Here is a 16436-nt window from a genome sequence, read left to right on the forward strand (position 1 = left end):
GATTTTAGAAACCCTTGCCTATTCATAGACAAGGGTTTTGATTGTAATCATAACGTTTTTAAAAATGAAACAAGTTCATCTACATGGATATCTTGTTGTTCGCCAGTTTTTCTATTCTTGTATTCTACATAACCTTCATTTGCGCGTTTACCAATCGTCACGCGATGCGTAATTCCAATTAAATCACTATCATTAAATTTGACACCAGCTCGTTCTTGACGATCATCGTATAACACATCAAAGGCTTGATCTTGTAAGTTTGTATAAACTGTTTCTGCTAATTCAACTTGTTCATCTTTCTTCATATTAAGATTGATCATATGAACATCAAACGGAACGAGAGAATCTGGCCAAAACATGCCTTGTTCGTCATGGAACTGCTCAACTACAGAAGCTAATGTACGTGATACCCCTATTCCATAGCAACCCATAATATAAGTTTGAGCTCGTCCCTCTTGGTTTAAAAATGAAGCGTTTAACTTGTCCGCATAAAGTGACCCGAGTTTAAATACATGGCCCACTTCAATACCTTTTGCAAACTGGATGGTACCATGACCATCTGGAGAAGGGTCTCCTTCTTCAATAAAACGAACATCAGCGTATTGTGTTACCTCAAAATCATGATCTGGTGTGACATTGCGGAAATGGTAACCATTTTCATTGGCACCGCAAGAGGCATTAACTAAGGGTTGCACACCATAGTCAGCAATAACCTCTACATCTTCAGGAACATTAATCGGGCCTAAAGAGCCAAATCCAGCACCAACCACATCAATCGTTTCTTGTTCTGTTGCCAATTCAATAAACTTAGCATCGAATAAATTTTTGAGTTTAACATCGTTGACTTCATGATCCCCACGCGTGACAACCATAACAAAACGATCATCTACTTTAAACATGATAGCTTTCATGCCTTCTTGTAAGGAATGCCCTAAAAAGTCAGCTACTTCTTGCATCGTTTTCGCATTTGGTGTTTCAATTTTTTCAAGTGATTTATTAGGTTCCGTCTTTGGCTTCTCTTCTGTTGGTAGTACGGGAGCCATCTCTACGTTGGCGGCGTAATCAGATTGATCTGAATACGCTATTGTATCTTCACCAATATCTGATAAAACCATAAATTCATGCGTGTCTTTACCACCCATAGCACCTGAGTCAGCGATAACGGCTCGGAAATTCAATCCACATCGTTCAAACACTCGTTTATAAGCTTCAAACAAACGATTATAAGCTTCATCAAGCGATTCATAAGTTTCATGGAAAGAATAAGCATCTTTCATTAAAAACTCACGACCGCGTAACAATCCAAACCGAGGTCTCTTTTCATCACGGAATTTATTTTGGATTTGATAAACGGTTAACGGTAATTTTTTATATGAATTGATTTCATCCCCTATTAGAGATGTCACAACTTCTTCATGCGTTGCCCCTAATGCAAATTTTCGTTCATGGCGATCATTTAGTCGCATTAATTCAAGCCCCATCGTCTCCCAGCGTCCTGAAGCTTCCCACAGTTCAGCCGGTTGTAGACTTGGCATCTGAATTTCTTGTGCGCCAGTACGGTCCATTTCTTCACGAATAATCGTTTCTAACTTACGTAAGACACGCTTACCTAATGGCAAAAAGTTATATACACCAGATGCTAGTTTACGAATATAACCAGCTTTTAATAACAACTGATGGCTTGGAATGTCTGCTTCTTTAGGTACCTCTCGTAAAGTTGGAATTAGCATATTACTTTGTCTCATACAATTTCACCTCATTTATTATATTCCCTGACCGAATATGAACAACCAAGATTAATCGTTTAATCTAATCATGTAAAACCAATTACATAAATAGTCGTTCAATGTCATTCCACGTAACAGCAATCATTAATAACATGAGTAATGTAAACCCGATAAAGTGAACAATTCCTTCTTTCTGGGGGTCAAGCGGCTTACCTCGAATCGCTTCAAGTCCAATGAATATTAAGCGTCCACCATCTAATGCGGGTAAAGGTAATAAGTTTACTATACCTAAATTAATGCTAAGCATCGCTGTCCACATGATATAGTTGAAAAAACCAGTTTGAACAACGTCATCAGTTGCTGAATAGATACCGACTGGTCCTGCTAATGCATCTAATGATAATTGACCTGTCACAAGTTGGCCAAGAGCATCTAATATAAGAATCGTCATATCATAAGTCTGGGTAAAACCATAAGCGATCACATCACCTGGTGCATCTTCGAAGTGTCTTCGAACACCTAATTGGCCGATAGATTGTCCTTGTTCTGTGATTTCAGCAGGAGCGACTGAAGTAGTAACAAGTTCATCCCCTCTTTCCATCGTTAATTCTACTGTTTCCCCAGGTCTTTCTTGTACATATCTCACAAAATCCGTCCATGTATTAATCGACTGATTATCTATAGACACAACTTGGTCGCCTGCTTCAATGTCGACTGCTGCAGCAGGTGAATCCTCTTGTACTTCTCCTATAATTGCTTGTTCAGCCGGAACACCTTGGGCAAAACCAAGTGCAATGAACAAAGCAATTGCTAGTGCAAAGTTCATAAATGGCCCTGCAAATACTTGTAGTCCTTTTTGGATTGTATTCTTACTTGAGAACTGTCGATCATATGGAGCAATTAATGTTTCTTTTTCATCCATCACGAATAAGGCTTGTCGGTTAACACTATATTTATGGAAAGTTTCAGTGTCCAAATCATTAGCCTCAATAGTTAATTCATGATCTAGATCAATTCTAGATACTTCAACAACTTTTGCATCAGGGTGATTTGACTTATTATTGACGATGATTTTATTGACTTCACCTAAGTCATTAAACTCTAAACCTATATGATGACCTGGTTTTAAGTCGATAATTTCTGGATCTTCACCAGCAACCCTTACATAACCACCAATCGGTAATAACCTAATCGTATATAATGTTTCGTGTTTACGGTAGGAAAAAATTTTCGGACCGAAACCAATGGCAAATTCTCGTGCAAGCATTCCTGCCCTTTTCGCTAAAATCAAATGGCCTAGTTCATGAATAAACACGAGTAAGCCAAACATAAATATAAATGCTATTATTGTGTTCAATCCAAGCACCTTCCTTTAGTGACGGCGTCTTACACGTTTGCGTGTTTCCTGATCAATCTCTAAAATTGTATCTAAATTTGGCGATTCAATTCTTTGATGTTCAGCTAATTCATCATATATAGCCTTCTCAATACCTAAAAAATCAATCTGATCGTTTAAAAACAACTGTACTGCTTCTTCATTTGCTGCATTTAATACAGTTGGCATAGATCCACCTTCTCGTCCAGCCTGATAAGCCATATCTAAACAAGGGAAACGATCAAAACTTAAGTCTTGAAAGTGAAGCGTACCGAACGATGTTAAATCAAGTCCTGATGACAAATTATAAGTTGTTCGATCAGGGTAGGTTAGAGCATATTGAATGGGGATTCTCATATCTGGTGTACCAAGTTGCGCCATTACATTCTGATCAACAAATTCAACCATACTATGAATAACACTTTCTTTATGCATTAATACGTCTATTTGAGCATATGGAACATCAAAAAGCCAGTGTGCTTCAATGACTTCTAAACCTTTATTCATCATAGTCGCAGAGTCTATTGTTATTTTCGCACCCATACTCCAATTAGGATGTTTTAAAGCATCTTCCTTAGTAACACCAACTAGCTCATCTCGTGTGTAGTCACGAAAACTACCTCCTGAAGCTGTGATAACCATTCGCTTAATTTCACTCGGACTCTCTCCTCGTAAACATTGATGAATAGCAGCGTGTTCACTATCAACAGGTAATAAATCAACTCCGTATCGATCAGCTTCAGCTTTTACAAGATGGCCTGCCGTAACAAGTGTTTCTTTATTTGCAAATGCAATTTGTTTTTGGGCACGAATAGCCGCCAATGTAGGCTTTAACCCAACACTACCTAATAATGCATTAACCACTAAATCCACATCAGGTTGTGTAACCAATTCATTTAAAGCGTCTAACCCAGAGTAAATTGAAATGTTGCCATCAATTTGATGAATTAGTTGTTCCTTGACTAAGTCATCTTTCACTACAACTATTGAAGGTTTCAAACACTCTATAATAGGTTTAGCTACATCTATTCGTGTCCCAAATGCCATCGCATAAAGATTGAATTCGGATGGATTTGCTTCAATAATATCTGATGTTTGTACACCAATAGATCCTGTTGCCCCTAATAAGACTATATTTTTCATTGTCTACCCTCATTCATGATTAAATTAAAGGAACTGTAAAAAGTGTAGAAAAGGTAACATAAAAATTAAACTATCAAACCGATCTAATATGCCACCATGACCTGGTAATATTCGACCAGAATCTTTCACTCCGTAAGTACGTTTTAATGCTGATTCAACTAAATCCCCTAGTTGTGCCAAGATTGAACCTAAAATGGCAATCATAATCACTATGACTATATTATCATACAACGGATTAATCATTTCAAATATTAAAGCGATGAGGACAGCACTTGCAATTCCTCCATTAAATCCTGCGATTGTCTTTTTAGGGCTAATCTCAGGCCATAATTTACGTTTGCCAATCGAACGACCAATCAAGTATGCCCCTGTATCCGTAAACCAGATGATTAAAAATGCAAACAATATATAATCTAAGCCTAGTAATCGCGTTTCAATTACAGTTGCAAATCCAACGCCAACATAAATGAATGATAAAAGTATAAAAGCCATGTCGCTATACGTCACATGGTTTTTTACAAGCACAATAAAAGCTAATAAAGTAAACGCTGCTAATAATGCCAATTCGGTCAGATTAATTGGTAAGTTTGCTAAAAATGAATAAATAAATAAATCAATAAATCCAATCCATAATAGCACAAAACTTAATATAGCAGGAAAACTAAACAACGTGATATTTTTCATTTGGAATAACTCACTAAGCCCGACGGTTGCTAATAGCCCTATAATTAATATAAAAGGCCAATCCCCATAAACAATAAATGGTAAAAATATAATTAGCCCAATTACAGCTGTTAAAACGCGTTGTTTCAATACATCACATCCCTACAATCCACCGAATCGTCTCTTTCGATGTTGATATTCCTTAATGGCTTCATCTAATGCATTTTCGTCAAATTCAGGCCATAACTGATCGGTAAAATAAAATTCAGCATAAGCTAATTGCCATAATAAATAATTGCTTAATCGTTTTTCACCGCTCGTTCTAATTAATAAATCAGGATCGGGAACCGTATAAGTTAATAAATGTTGCTCGATGACATTCTCATCAATTTCATCAATTTGAAGCGAATTTTCTTGAACATCTTGAGCGATTTGTTTTGTCGCTTCTACTAGCTCTTTACGACTACCATAATTCAAAGCCAAAATTAATGACATACCATCGTTATCTTTTGTTTCCTCAATCGCTTGGTTTACTGCTTTCTGGGTAAAATCAGGAAGAGAATCAAAATCTCCAATTGTCGTGATTTTAACATTATTTTCTTTTAATCCTGGTAAATATGTATTAAGAAATTGAGATGGTAACTTCAAGATAAATTCAACCTCTGAATGAGGTCGTTTCCAATTTTCAGTAGAAAAAGCATAAAGCGTTAAAGCTTTAACACCTAGGTTAGAGGCGCGTTTTACTACTTTTTCAATTGATTTCATTCCTTCACGATGGCCAGCTACTCTTGGTAATGCACGTTTTTTTGCCCATCGACCATTCCCATCCATAATAATTGCAATATGTTGTGGGATATTATCTGAACTTATTTGTTGTTTTTCATCTTTTTCATTTTGACGAAAAAGCATATTGATCCCTCTCCAATATAACATTTAAGAAAAATTCAGCTTTCGCCGCTAAAGCGAAAGCTGTCAGAAACACTTATGATGTCTTATACTTCAGTCATTTCTTTTTCTTTAGCTTCTAGCATTTGATCGATTTGATCAATGTGCTTATCTGTTTCTTTTTGAACATCATCTGTATAAGAACGTAACTCATCTTCAGTGATTACACTATCTTTTTCTAACTTTTTCAATTGATCGTTAGCTTCACGACGAATGTTACGAACTTGCACCCGAGCTTCCTCAGCGTATTTTCTAGTAATCTTCACAAGTTCCTTACGTCGCTCTTCCGTTAGTGCTGGAATGTTAATGCGTATAAGTTTTCCGTCATTATTAGGTGTTAAACCTAAATCCGCTTTCTGGATCGCTTTCTCCATATCACCAATTGCAGACTTATCAAATGGTGTAATGACAAGCAAACGCGCTTCAGGTGCAGAAATGTTAGCTAACTGATTTAGAGGTGTTTGTGCACCATAATACTCTACATAAACCGTATCTAGGATAGCTGGATTTGCACGGCCAGCTCGTACTGTTGCTAATTGTTTCGAAAAAGCATCAACAGCACCTTTCATTTTGTCACGGCAATCTTTAATCACTTCGTCACTCATCACTATTTCCTCCTAATTATTGTTCCAATTTCTTCGCCAGTAACAACCCGTTTGATGTTACCTTCCTCCATAATCGAGAATACTATTAATGCTATGTTATTGTCCATACATAATGAAGATGCAGTGGAATCCATAACACCTAACCCACCATTCAATACTTCCATAAAACTTAATTCATGGTATTTAACCGCATTATTATTTATGGTTGGGTCATCTGAATAAACACCATCCACATTATTCTTAGCCATTAGTATAACATCCGCCTCGATTTCTGCGGCACGCAAGGCAGCTGTCGTATCAGTAGAAAAATAAGGATTTCCAGTACCTCCAGCAAAAATGACAACACGTTGTTTCTCTAAATGGCGCATGGCTTTCCGACGAATATAAGGTTCCGCTACCTGACGCATCTCGATTGATGTTTGAACACGAGTCTCTACACCATAATTTTCTAAACTATCTTGTAAAGCGAGCGAATTCATAACCGTGGCAAGCATTCCCATATAATCGGCATTAGCACGGTCCATGCCGACTTCACTACCAACCTTACCACGCCAGATATTGCCACCCCCAACAACGATTGCAATTTCTAACCCTAGTTCGTGTATTTCTTTAATTTGTTTAGCAATTGACTTAATGAATCGTGGATCAATTCCATTACCTTGTTCCCCACTTAAGGCTTCTCCACTCAATTTAAGGACAACTCGTTTGAAATCAGCTTTAGACATATTTACCTCCGTCATTATGTAAATATTAAAAACTTGTTTTAAAATAGGGAACACAATGTGTCCCCTATTTTAAACAATTCTTTACTTCTTAACTTGGCTCATGACTTCATCAGCAAAGTTTTCTTCACGTTTTTCCATGCCTTCGCCGACTTCATAACGAACGAAAGTTTTGATTGTTGCACCTTTTGATTCTACATATTGTTTTACAGTCTGGTCAGAATCTTTAACAAAGGCCTGATCTAAAAGACAAATTTCTTCAAAGAACTTGCCTAAACGACCTTCTACCATTTTCTCTACAATATGCTCAGGTTTGCCTTCTTCAAGTGCTTGTTGTTTTAGACGTTCACGTTCTTTATCAACGATCTCTTGATCAACTTCATCACGAGATAAATACTGAGGATTGATCGCTGCGATATGCATGGCAATATCTTTTGCTACAGCTTCATCATTTGTTCCTTCTAAATGCGTTAGCACGCCAATTTTACCACCCATATGAATGTAGTTTCCAATAGCACTGTTCTCGCCTTGTTCAAATACTTGGAAACGACGAAGTGAAATTTTCTCACCAATTGTTGCGATAGCTGATGTGATATACTCACTTACTGTTTGGTCAGTACCATTAATTTTTTGTTCAAATGCTTCTTCAACCGTAGTTGGACGATGGTTAAGAATATGACTTGCTAAATCATTTAAAAGTTGCTTGAATTGATCGTTTTTAGCAACGAAATCCGTCTCAGCATTAACTTCAATCATAGCAGCTGCTTGATCGTTTGCAACGATATGTGTAGAGCCTTCTGCTGCGATACGATCCGCTTTCTTCGCTGCTTTTGACATACCTTTTTCGCGTAGGTATTCAACAGCTTTGTCTAAGTCACCGTCAGTTTCTTGTAATGCTTTTTTACAATCCATCATGCCTGCGCCTGTTTTTTCACGCAGCTCTTTTACTAAATTCGCTGTAATTGCCATTAAAATGTCCTCCTTAGGGAATAGTTAATTTATAAAAGTTCATAGATATTCAGTGTAAAAAAGGTGATAAAAGGTCCTACCTCTTATCACCTCAACCTTTTACTCTTGAACGGCTTCTTTTTCTTCTTCGTCTTCAGAAGTTACTTCTTCAGCAACATCTTCTGTTGCTTCACCTTGTTTCATTTCTAAAATCGCGTCAGCCATTCTTGATGTGATTAATTTAACCGCACGGATAGCGTCATCGTTTGCTGGAATAACATAATCGATTTCATCCGGATCGCAGTTTGTATCAACCATAGCTACAATAGGAATATTTAACTTATGCGCTTCTTTTACAGCGATACGCTCTTTGCGTGGGTCAACGATAAATAATGCATCAGGAATGCCTTCCATATTTTTAATACCGCCTAAGAATTTCTCAAGACGTTCTTTTTCTTTAAGAATCATCACGACTTCTTTCTTAGGAAGAACATCGAAAGTACCGTCTTCTTCCATGCCTTCAATTTCTTTAAGACGATTAACACGTTTTTCAATAGTTTGGAAGTTTGTTAATGTGCCGCCTAACCAACGTTGGTTAATATAATGCATACCAGCACGAGTTGCTTCTTCCTTCACTGTATCTTGTGCTTGTTTTTTCGTTCCAACGAAAAGAATTGTGCCTCCGTCTTGTGCAACATCCTTAACGAAGTTGAACGCTTCATCGACCTTCTTAACTGTTTTTTGTAGGTCAATGATGTAAATGCCGTTACGTTCCGTGAAAATATAACGTTTCATTTTCGGGTTCCAACGGCGTGTTTGGTGACCGAAATGGACACCTGCTTCTAGCAATTGTTTCATTGAAATTGCTGCCATAATAAAATCCTCCTAATTGGTTTTGTTTTCCTCCGACTGCTTCATACGAAAGCGAAACTCAATTAACGAGCACCTTCACTTACGTCCACAGACGTGTGTATTAACACCAAAAGTAAATATATCACATTACTATTGGGTAGGCAAGTCTTAATGCGACATTTTATAATGAAATTTCACCATCAATTCAACCTCAGTATAGCCCATTTCCAAGTGTTTGGCTATTGCTTCAATGGAATAACCTTGATCATACATTTGAAAAGCTTTTTGCTGGGGTGTTGAATGATTCGTTGTCCTTTGAGAACTAATTTCTACTTTATCTTCTTTGTGTTCAATCATGTCACTAATATCAAACGGTTGTGTTGTTTCTGTTTTTTGTACCATAGATGATTCTTCAGATTGTTGGTTATCTTCTTCGCTTACATTTAATGTAGCCTCTACTGGATCATTATTAGTCCCAACATTATTGTACGAAGTTTCTCTTGTTTGACTTACTTGAGATTGCCGTTCAAATTTCGACATTTCCTCAAGTAATTTACGATTCTCATCTTTAAGTTCCAACAGATAAGAATTAAATAAATCTTCAATTTCCCGAACACGTTTTTCCGGATCAGAATTAGATTCATCTAAATGTCTTAGTCTTTGATATAAATATATAATAGCGATAAATGAAACACCGTGTAAGATAAGACTAAATATTTCCACTAATTATACCACCTAAACCTTGTATCTCATCTAGATAAGTCCACTCGATTACCTAGATAAGGATGAGGAATTTGTTGATTTGGTTCTTTTCTAGATTGTTGCCTAGTATCTTGTGACCAGACATGCTCTGAATGATCGTCATCTTCATTGCGAGCTGGTTCAGATTCGTTCGATTCTAAGACCGCTTTTCTTTTGCGCTCTAATTCCTTTAATTGTTCTTCACTTAATACATCTTGCATAACTTGGGCTCTTTGTTGTAATTGATCTTGAAGTTGACCAGCATCTTGTGTTCTTGGAAGTGCAACCTGCAGTTCGACAGCTTTCCAACTCATGTGATCACCTCTTCATTATCAGTTACTAACAAATTAATCATCATCAGCAACTATTTGTGATTTAAGATACTTAAACTAAAGGGTTAATAGAAAAATCTAAGTCCTGAAATATGACGGATACTTTAGACGCTTCTTTATTAATCACTTTAGCGTATTTACCAACATTAATTTCAACATTCGGATATATTGTATCATGAATTACTACTTTTATTAATTGATTTGATTCCTCTTCTGGTTGGCTTTTAGCATAGACTTTGTATTCATCATTAAGTTCATTCAACTCTAATCTAGCTTTTTCATAAGAATGTTGTTGTCTTAATAAGGTCACACGTTCTTTGCTGGTTAAATCACGAACAGCTTTTATTTGTTCAAACTTATCTCCAATGGTCCTTAATTTTTTGAGCTGATCGACGAGTTCTTTCATTCGACTTTCTATATATGATTTCTTTTCGACTGCCTTTTTGTTTTCACTTAGGTATAGTTGAGTTTTAGTACTCATTCGATTACCGACATCTCTTGCTTCAATATAATTTCCACTTGAAACAGAACCACCAATAATATGCCCCTTTTGGCAAATAACTTGTTCTCTTGAAGTTACATGACTATGCAAAATTGAATTATTTACTTGAATTTTTCTGCCTGCTTCAAGATTAGCTTGATTGACATTACCTGCAAAAATATCTAATGTCGCTTTAACAAAGCCCTTCCCTAATGCAGAGATCCCTTCTTTAATAAAAACTGATCCACCTGCCTCAATCTTAGAAGCTTCAACAATTCCTTGTATCGTAATATCACCACGAGCTTTCAAAGCAAAACCTTCAGGGACATCTCCTTTAATAACAATCGAACCATTGAAATCGATGTTACCCACATTCAGATCAAGATCACTAGACACTTGATAGACGGGTAACACTTGGATTTCTTTCTCAGTAAAATGTACTTGACCGCTATTTGTTGCATAAATGGTTAGTTGCTTGTCATTGATTTTCGTATTTTCACCAGCTTTGATTTGGACATCTTTACCTGGCTTAGGAGCGATTAGTTCACCATATACATCTTGGCCTGATTCACCTTCTGTCGGCTTAATGATCGTAATTAATGGATCATCAATTTCCACAACGGGAATTTTCATCATTTCTTTAAAATCAACTTTATGGGCAGCTTCATCAACTTTAGTTTGAGTCATCAAGCTAATATGGTAGTCAATCGATCCGTCCTCGCCATTGATAGGTGCATCACCAGTAGCAACGACTTGCGTGTATGTGTTCTCTTCATCATATTCACCATTAACTATTACTTCACAAAACGATTGGATTGCCATATCATCCAATCCATATTGAATATTTTCTTGGGTGAGAAGTTTGCGGATTGCTTCAGCAGTCACTAATTCTTCAATCTTGAACGATTTATCCGTTAATTGAACTGCTTCCACTTCCAGTTCATCTGTTGGATGATCTGCATGACCATCTTGATCATCTTCTTGATGATCTAATTCTGCCTGCAAACTTTCTAAATAGTCAACGTTAGCTTCTAAAGACGCTTCGAGACGATCATTTGATACTTTAACCTTTATAAAGTCTTTCAATTCCATTCTGAATCCCCCTTTTTTTCACTAAGCGGATAATAAATGATAGAGCTTGGCGATTGCCTTAGTGTGAATTTGTGAGATTCTTGATGTAGAAAGGTCTAAAACTTCACCAATTTCAGTTAAAGTTAATTCTTCTTTATAAAATAAACTCAAAACCATTTGTTCATTTTCATTAAGTTCTTGCATTTTTTGAATCAGCTCATGGATGTTTTCTTGTTTGACTAATTGTTGGTCGGGTTGAATTTCGTATGTATCAGGGATTGTATTTCTTAAATTCTCTCGTGGTTCATCATTTTGTTCGTCTGTTTTATCTTCAATTGACAGTACGTGGGCAAACAGCGTATCCTTTAATACTTCTGCCACTTCATCTTCCGGCATTTTTAAGTAATTCGCAAGTTCTTCTACAGTAGGTTCCCTTTGTAGTGTTTGTTCTAGTGTTTCATATCCTTGTTCGATTTCTTTCGATTTCTCTCGAACAGAACGGGGAAGCCAATCCTCTTTGCGTAATCCATCAATGATTGCGCCTCGGATTCTAAAGGAAGCATAAGTATCAAATTTTAAGTCTCGGTTTGTATCAAATTTCTCTAACGCATCAACCAATCCCATAAACGCTAAGCTTTTAACGTCCTGGCGGTCAACATTTCTTGGTAGGTGGGAGTGAATACGATTGACTTGATAATCTACCAAGGGCATGTAATGTTCAACCAGTAAATTACCCGCTTCTTGGTCTTTTGTTTCCTGCCATTTATTCCATAAGGCAGTCATAGACGTTGTTGATTTATTCAATGGCATGCACCCCCAAGCTTAAGTTTCACGTTGTTCTTCCTGCAATAATGTCCGAACCTGCTCTGCGGCTTGACCATGATCAATTTCCTCCTGATTCTGATAGGATTGACCATCTTGATAATTCGTTTCCGAATATGTTTCAACAGTTAAAGTCTCTCTATTGGTTTTGGTAACAAAGAATAACGCCTTGCGAATCAAGTAAACGATCAAGAATGTTAGAATAAATATGATTATGCTACGAAATAAAGCGTGTTCTGGAGTATTATTCCTGATCGCTAGAATAAATGTATAAACCGATACAATTGTTGACGTAAGAATATTATATAAAATAGATCCAACCATTAGATATAAGTCACACCTTCATGAATCGTTCTAATTTTTAATAGTGAATCATCAATCATAAATTCGATCGTTCGCCCTTTATTGCCACCACAATCTTCAGCAACAATTGGAATGTTTTGTTCTTTTAATAACGCACGTACTGCCTCAGCATTTCGATACCCAATTCGCATCATTTCACTACTATTAGTTGAATTGAACATTTGAGCACCCCCAGCCATTTTTGCTTTTAATCGCGACTTTCTAACACCTTGGGACTCCAGTAATTTAAGTAGAGCTAGTAGACCAGTATCCGCAAATTTTGCTTCCTTAAATGTTTGGTTACGACTCATCGAAGAATCAGGTAACATAATATGAACTAACCCAGCGATCTTGTTCGTTTCATCGTATAAGACTAAACCAATACAAGATCCTAAACCTGCTGTCATAATGGTTTGTGGGTGCTGGGAGATATTCAAATCAGCAATTCCAACTTTAACGGCTTCTGAAACTTGTGTCATGACGAGTGAACTCCTAGAACTTGAAAAATTGTTGCATAGGCATCGGGATTCGGCAATAGGAAGAAATGACCTTTAATGGCTTGGTCAAACCCTTCTATATCATGCAAGATCGTTTCAATCATAATGGCTTGATCAGATACTGTTGAAATCTCCAATAGTCCTTGAGTTAACATAGCGCCCACCATATCTATGGCTACATGTGGCACAGATTGATTAATATCTAATTGCGTAAAATCAGAGAAGGCTCTCAAATAAGATCCAGTTAAAATATTTCCAAGCTCAAGAAATGCTGACGTTGCTATTTCATCACCTTCAGAGACTTTTTCTGATGGGTCACCAATCATCAATTGAGCAAATAAATCCGCTTCATCTGGCGGAATCATAAAAAACATATTCCCCGAAATATCCCCATTCGCCTGAACAAATACAGTTGCTTGTACTTCATCCTTGCCGCCTATTTCCATCATCATTTCATCAAAAGTCACTACATTTATAACAGGTACGTCCATAGATACCGAACGATTGATTAAATGAGATAATGAAGTGGCCGCATTCCCGGCACCTATATTACCGATTTCTTTTAAAACATCTAGATGAATTTGTTTAAAATTAAAGTAATCACTCATCATGAATTCCTCATTTTTGTATAATAATTAGTCAATAGTTGATAGCTCATCAAATTCTTCAACTGAAAGAACTTTTTCTAAGTTTAATAGAATCAGTAAGCGATGATCAATTTTAGCTACACCTCTAATGTAATCGGCGTTTACTGCTCCGACCACTTCAGGTGATGGCTCAACTTTTTCTTGTGGTACGTCCACAACATCGTTAGCAGCATCCACTATGACGCCAATACTCTTATCATCCACATGAATAATGATAATACGCGTACTTTCCGTTTGTTCCAACGTTTCTAACCCAAATCGTTCCCGCAAGTCAATAATCGGTGTAATCACACCTCTCAAATTCATCACACCTTTTACAAATTTAGGCGCGCGGGGGACACGGGTGATATTAAAAATTCTTTCAATCGAACCAACATGTTCAATTGGAATTCCGTATTCTTCATCTTTTAATTTGAAAACAATGACCTTATCATCTTGAATCACTTCACTCATAGAAATACCTCCTTACTTAATTAGTGCATTACTATCAACGATTAATGCTACTTCACCATTACCTAAAATTGTTGCACCAGAAATAGCAAATACATTTGATAGATAATCACCAAGACCCTTCAAGACTATTTCCTGTTGACCAATAAATGAGTCTACTACTAATCCTGCCATTTGGTCACCTTTACGAACGACAACAACAGAATAGTAGCTTTCTTCCTCAACTTTAGCACTTGGCACTTCGAATACCTGGCGTAAATCAACAAGCGGAACGATATGACCTCTAAAATCGATCACTTCTTTATTATGTGCTTTCATTACATCAGTGCGCTTAATAACGGCGGTTTCTATAATCGATGATAACGGGATTGCATATGTCTCTTCTTCAATCATAACCAACATGACAGATATAATGGATAAAGTAAGAGGTAATTGGATAGAAAAGGTTGTTCCTTTTCCATATTCAGAATCGATTTCGATTGAACCACCTAAAGACTCAATCGTGCTCTTAACAACATCTAAGCCAACACCACGGCCGGATATATCTGAAATTTCTTGTGCTGTAGAAAAACCACTAGCTAAGATCAACTCATTAATTTGCTTATCTGTAAGACTGGATGCTTGATCACTACTAACAACGCCATTTTCTATGGCTTTATTGAGGACTTTTTCCTTATTAATGCCTTGACCATCATCACGAATTTCGACAAAAACGTGGTTTCCACTATGAAAGGCTTTTAATAACATGTTACCTTGAGCTGGCTTACCTTTTTGTTTCCGTTCTTCTGGCATTTCCACTCCGTGATCAACCGCATTTCGAATTAAGTGAACAAGCGGATCTCCAATTTCATCAATCACTGTACGGTCAAGTTCTGTTTCAGCACCTTCAATTTGCATATCGATATCTTTTCCGAGTTCGCGTGTTAGCTGACGCACCATACGAGGGAAGCGGTTAAAGACCTGTTCTATAGGTACCATGCGCATGGTTAAGATAATATTTTGTAAATCACCAGAAATACGCGAAATTCTTTCAACCGTACCTTTTAAATCGTTGTGGTTTAATTCTTCTGAAATTTGTTCAAGTCTCCCTCGGTCAATTACCATTTCTTCAAATAGATTCATTAGAGCATCTAAGCGTTCGATGTTAACACGGATTGTTTTATTACCTGCTGCTTTCTTTTGTTGATCGGTTGATTGATCGTTCGTTTGATTATTCGATATTTCAGTCTGCTCATTAGAATCATTTGAAACAGTTTGGTTTTCTTCAGTTATTTGCTTGTCACCAGAAGACTGCTCCGCTTCAAGCTCAAAAGGTTTAATGCTCACTTCACGAACTTCTGAGACCTTCATGATTTTAGCTTTTAATTCTTCATCTTGTTCTGTTGTTACAAGTATGAGATCAAAATGATTTTCAAACTCCTCATTTTCTAAAGCATCAACAGTCGGGACTGATTTAATCACTTCACCGCTTTGTTCGAGAACTTCAAACACCATATATACGCGTGCGACTTTTAACAAACAGTCCTCAGAGAGTGAAACAGTAATATGGTAAACATTTTGACCGTCTGTTTGGGCTTGTTCTAAGACAGTTTGTTCAAATTGATCTACCGTTAATCCTTCAACTGAAGAGGTTGAAGACTCAGATTCATCACCTTTTACTGCGGATGTTGCTTCCGTCTGTGATAAATCTTCACCCTTTTCAATCGCTTTTAACTGGGTCACAACGGTTTCAACATTCATCGATCCCGCCCCGCCTTCAGCGATGTCAGCTGTCATATTCTCGAGATATTCTAATGAATCTAGTAATACGTCCATCACACTCGAGTTAACAGTGATTTTTTCATTGCGAATGGCATCTAATACGTTTTCCATTTTGTGTGTTAAATCTGACAAATCCTCATATCCCATTGTCGCAGACATTCCTTTTAAGGTATGGGCTGCACGAAAGATTTCATCAACAATAGATAAGCTAGATGGGTCTTTCTCTAATTCTAGTAATCCATCATTAACAACTTGTAAATTCTCTTTACTTTCATCAATAAATACGTCTAAGTATTGGTTCGATTCCATACG

Annotated in this window: 18 protein-coding genes; all 18 read right to left on the reverse strand. The window is 36.9% G+C overall.

Features of this window, described 5'->3' with window-relative positions:
- Positions 1 to 47: 47 nt before the first annotated feature.
- The 18 genes from J2S77_RS05015 to J2S77_RS05100 all read right to left on the reverse strand — a co-directional run bounded on the left by J2S77_RS05015 (position 48) and on the right by J2S77_RS05100 (position 16433).
- Positions 48 to 1745, reverse strand: a complete 1698-nt coding sequence (locus J2S77_RS05015) for a proline--tRNA ligase (RefSeq protein WP_306975230.1) — start codon at positions 1743 to 1745, stop codon at positions 48 to 50.
- Between the two features lie 82 nt (positions 1746 to 1827).
- Positions 1828 to 3084, reverse strand: coding sequence for an RIP metalloprotease RseP (gene rseP / locus J2S77_RS05020; RefSeq protein ID WP_306975232.1), 1257 nt, complete (start codon positions 3082 to 3084; stop codon positions 1828 to 1830).
- Positions 3085 to 3099: 15 nt separating this feature from the next.
- The gene (gene dxr / locus J2S77_RS05025) at positions 3100 to 4245 is read right to left on the reverse strand and encodes a 1-deoxy-D-xylulose-5-phosphate reductoisomerase (protein ID WP_306975234.1); all 1146 of its coding nucleotides are present in this window, start codon (positions 4243 to 4245) and stop codon (positions 3100 to 3102) included.
- Between the two features lie 24 nt (positions 4246 to 4269).
- Positions 4270 to 5058 carry a phosphatidate cytidylyltransferase gene (locus tag J2S77_RS05030; protein WP_306975236.1) on the reverse strand — a complete coding sequence of 263 codons (789 nt, stop codon included), beginning with the start codon at positions 5056 to 5058 and terminating at the stop codon, positions 4270 to 4272.
- 12 nt (positions 5059 to 5070) lie between these two features.
- Positions 5071 to 5817, reverse strand: a complete 747-nt coding sequence (gene uppS, locus J2S77_RS05035) for an undecaprenyl pyrophosphate synthase (protein ID WP_306975238.1) — start codon at positions 5815 to 5817, stop codon at positions 5071 to 5073.
- A gap of 83 nt (positions 5818 to 5900) precedes the next feature.
- Positions 5901 to 6458: a ribosome recycling factor gene (gene frr, locus J2S77_RS05040; protein WP_306975239.1), complete on the reverse strand. Its 558-nt coding sequence runs from the start codon at positions 6456 to 6458 to the stop codon at positions 5901 to 5903.
- Between the two features lie 2 nt (positions 6459 to 6460).
- A complete protein-coding gene (pyrH, locus tag J2S77_RS05045) occupies positions 6461 to 7183 on the reverse strand; it encodes a UMP kinase (RefSeq protein WP_306975241.1) in 723 nt (240 codons plus the stop codon).
- 81 nt (positions 7184 to 7264) lie between these two features.
- A complete protein-coding gene (gene tsf / locus J2S77_RS05050; protein WP_306975243.1) occupies positions 7265 to 8149 on the reverse strand; it encodes a translation elongation factor Ts in 885 nt (294 codons plus the stop codon).
- A 99-nt stretch (positions 8150 to 8248) separates the two neighbouring features.
- The gene (gene rpsB, locus J2S77_RS05055) at positions 8249 to 9001 is read right to left on the reverse strand and encodes a 30S ribosomal protein S2 (protein WP_306975244.1); all 753 of its coding nucleotides are present in this window, start codon (positions 8999 to 9001) and stop codon (positions 8249 to 8251) included.
- A gap of 147 nt (positions 9002 to 9148) precedes the next feature.
- A complete protein-coding gene (locus J2S77_RS05060) occupies positions 9149 to 9703 on the reverse strand; it encodes a DUF6115 domain-containing protein (protein WP_306975247.1) in 555 nt (184 codons plus the stop codon).
- Positions 9704 to 9729: 26 nt separating this feature from the next.
- Positions 9730 to 10035 (reverse strand): hypothetical protein, encoded by a 306-nt coding sequence (locus J2S77_RS05065; protein WP_306975248.1) that lies wholly within the window; start codon positions 10033 to 10035, stop codon positions 9730 to 9732.
- Between the two features lie 70 nt (positions 10036 to 10105).
- The gene (locus tag J2S77_RS05070) at positions 10106 to 11626 is read right to left on the reverse strand and encodes a flagellar assembly protein A (RefSeq protein ID WP_306975249.1); all 1521 of its coding nucleotides are present in this window, start codon (positions 11624 to 11626) and stop codon (positions 10106 to 10108) included.
- Positions 11627 to 11647: 21 nt separating this feature from the next.
- Positions 11648 to 12409: a FliA/WhiG family RNA polymerase sigma factor gene (locus tag J2S77_RS05075; protein ID WP_370871784.1), complete on the reverse strand. Its 762-nt coding sequence runs from the start codon at positions 12407 to 12409 to the stop codon at positions 11648 to 11650.
- An 18-nt stretch (positions 12410 to 12427) separates the two neighbouring features.
- Positions 12428 to 12751 (reverse strand): hypothetical protein, encoded by a 324-nt coding sequence (locus J2S77_RS05080; RefSeq protein WP_306975251.1) that lies wholly within the window; start codon positions 12749 to 12751, stop codon positions 12428 to 12430.
- Complete coding sequence (locus J2S77_RS05085) at positions 12751 to 13248, reverse strand: chemotaxis protein CheD (RefSeq protein ID WP_306975253.1); 498 nt, start codon at positions 13246 to 13248, stop codon at positions 12751 to 12753. The genes J2S77_RS05080 and J2S77_RS05085 overlap by 1 nt, the downstream gene beginning before the upstream one ends.
- A complete protein-coding gene (locus J2S77_RS05090; protein ID WP_306975255.1) occupies positions 13245 to 13874 on the reverse strand; it encodes a chemotaxis protein CheC in 630 nt (209 codons plus the stop codon). The genes J2S77_RS05085 and J2S77_RS05090 overlap by 4 nt, the downstream gene beginning before the upstream one ends.
- A 27-nt stretch (positions 13875 to 13901) precedes the next feature.
- A complete protein-coding gene (locus J2S77_RS05095) occupies positions 13902 to 14366 on the reverse strand; it encodes a chemotaxis protein CheW (protein ID WP_306975257.1) in 465 nt (154 codons plus the stop codon).
- 12 nt (positions 14367 to 14378) lie between these two features.
- Positions 14379 to 16433: a chemotaxis protein CheA gene (locus J2S77_RS05100; RefSeq protein WP_306975259.1), complete on the reverse strand. Its 2055-nt coding sequence runs from the start codon at positions 16431 to 16433 to the stop codon at positions 14379 to 14381.
- Positions 16434 to 16436: the final 3 nt, after the last annotated feature.

Origin of the sequence: Alkalibacillus salilacus (genome assembly GCF_030812915.1) — a bacterium.
In the GTDB taxonomy this organism is placed as follows: domain Bacteria; phylum Bacillota; class Bacilli; order Bacillales; family Alkalibacillaceae; genus Alkalibacillus; species Alkalibacillus salilacus.

Bases quoted from the DNA above. Each gene is read 5' to 3' on its own strand.
- J2S77_RS05090 (WP_306975255.1), bottom strand. From the start codon at position 13,874: ATGAGTGATTACTTTAATTTTAAACAAATTCATCTAGATGTTTTAAAA.
- J2S77_RS05015 (WP_306975230.1), bottom strand. From the start codon at position 1,745: ATGAGACAAAGTAATATGCTAATTCCAACTTTACGAGAGGTACCTAAA.
- rpsB (WP_306975244.1), bottom strand. From the start codon at position 9,001: ATGGCAGCAATTTCAATGAAACAATTGCTAGAAGCAGGTGTCCATTTC.
- tsf (WP_306975243.1), bottom strand. From the start codon at position 8,149: ATGGCAATTACAGCGAATTTAGTAAAAGAGCTGCGTGAAAAAACAGGC.
- uppS (WP_306975238.1), bottom strand. From the start codon at position 5,817: ATGCTTTTTCGTCAAAATGAAAAAGATGAAAAACAACAAATAAGTTCA.
- J2S77_RS05080 (WP_306975251.1), bottom strand. From the start codon at position 12,751: ATGGTTGGATCTATTTTATATAATATTCTTACGTCAACAATTGTATCG.
- frr (WP_306975239.1), bottom strand. From the start codon at position 6,458: ATGAGTGACGAAGTGATTAAAGATTGCCGTGACAAAATGAAAGGTGCT.
- J2S77_RS05070 (WP_306975249.1), bottom strand. From the start codon at position 11,626: ATGGAATTGAAAGACTTTATAAAGGTTAAAGTATCAAATGATCGTCTC.
- J2S77_RS05085 (WP_306975253.1), bottom strand. From the start codon at position 13,248: ATGACACAAGTTTCAGAAGCCGTTAAAGTTGGAATTGCTGATTTGAAT.
- dxr (WP_306975234.1), bottom strand. From the start codon at position 4,245: ATGAAAAATATAGTCTTATTAGGGGCAACAGGATCTATTGGTGTACAA.
- pyrH (WP_306975241.1), bottom strand. From the start codon at position 7,183: ATGTCTAAAGCTGATTTCAAACGAGTTGTCCTTAAATTGAGTGGAGAA.
- J2S77_RS05065 (WP_306975248.1), bottom strand. From the start codon at position 10,035: ATGAGTTGGAAAGCTGTCGAACTGCAGGTTGCACTTCCAAGAACACAA.
- J2S77_RS05095 (WP_306975257.1), bottom strand. From the start codon at position 14,366: ATGAGTGAAGTGATTCAAGATGATAAGGTCATTGTTTTCAAATTAAAA.
- J2S77_RS05100 (WP_306975259.1), bottom strand. From the start codon at position 16,433: ATGGAATCGAACCAATACTTAGACGTATTTATTGATGAAAGTAAAGAG.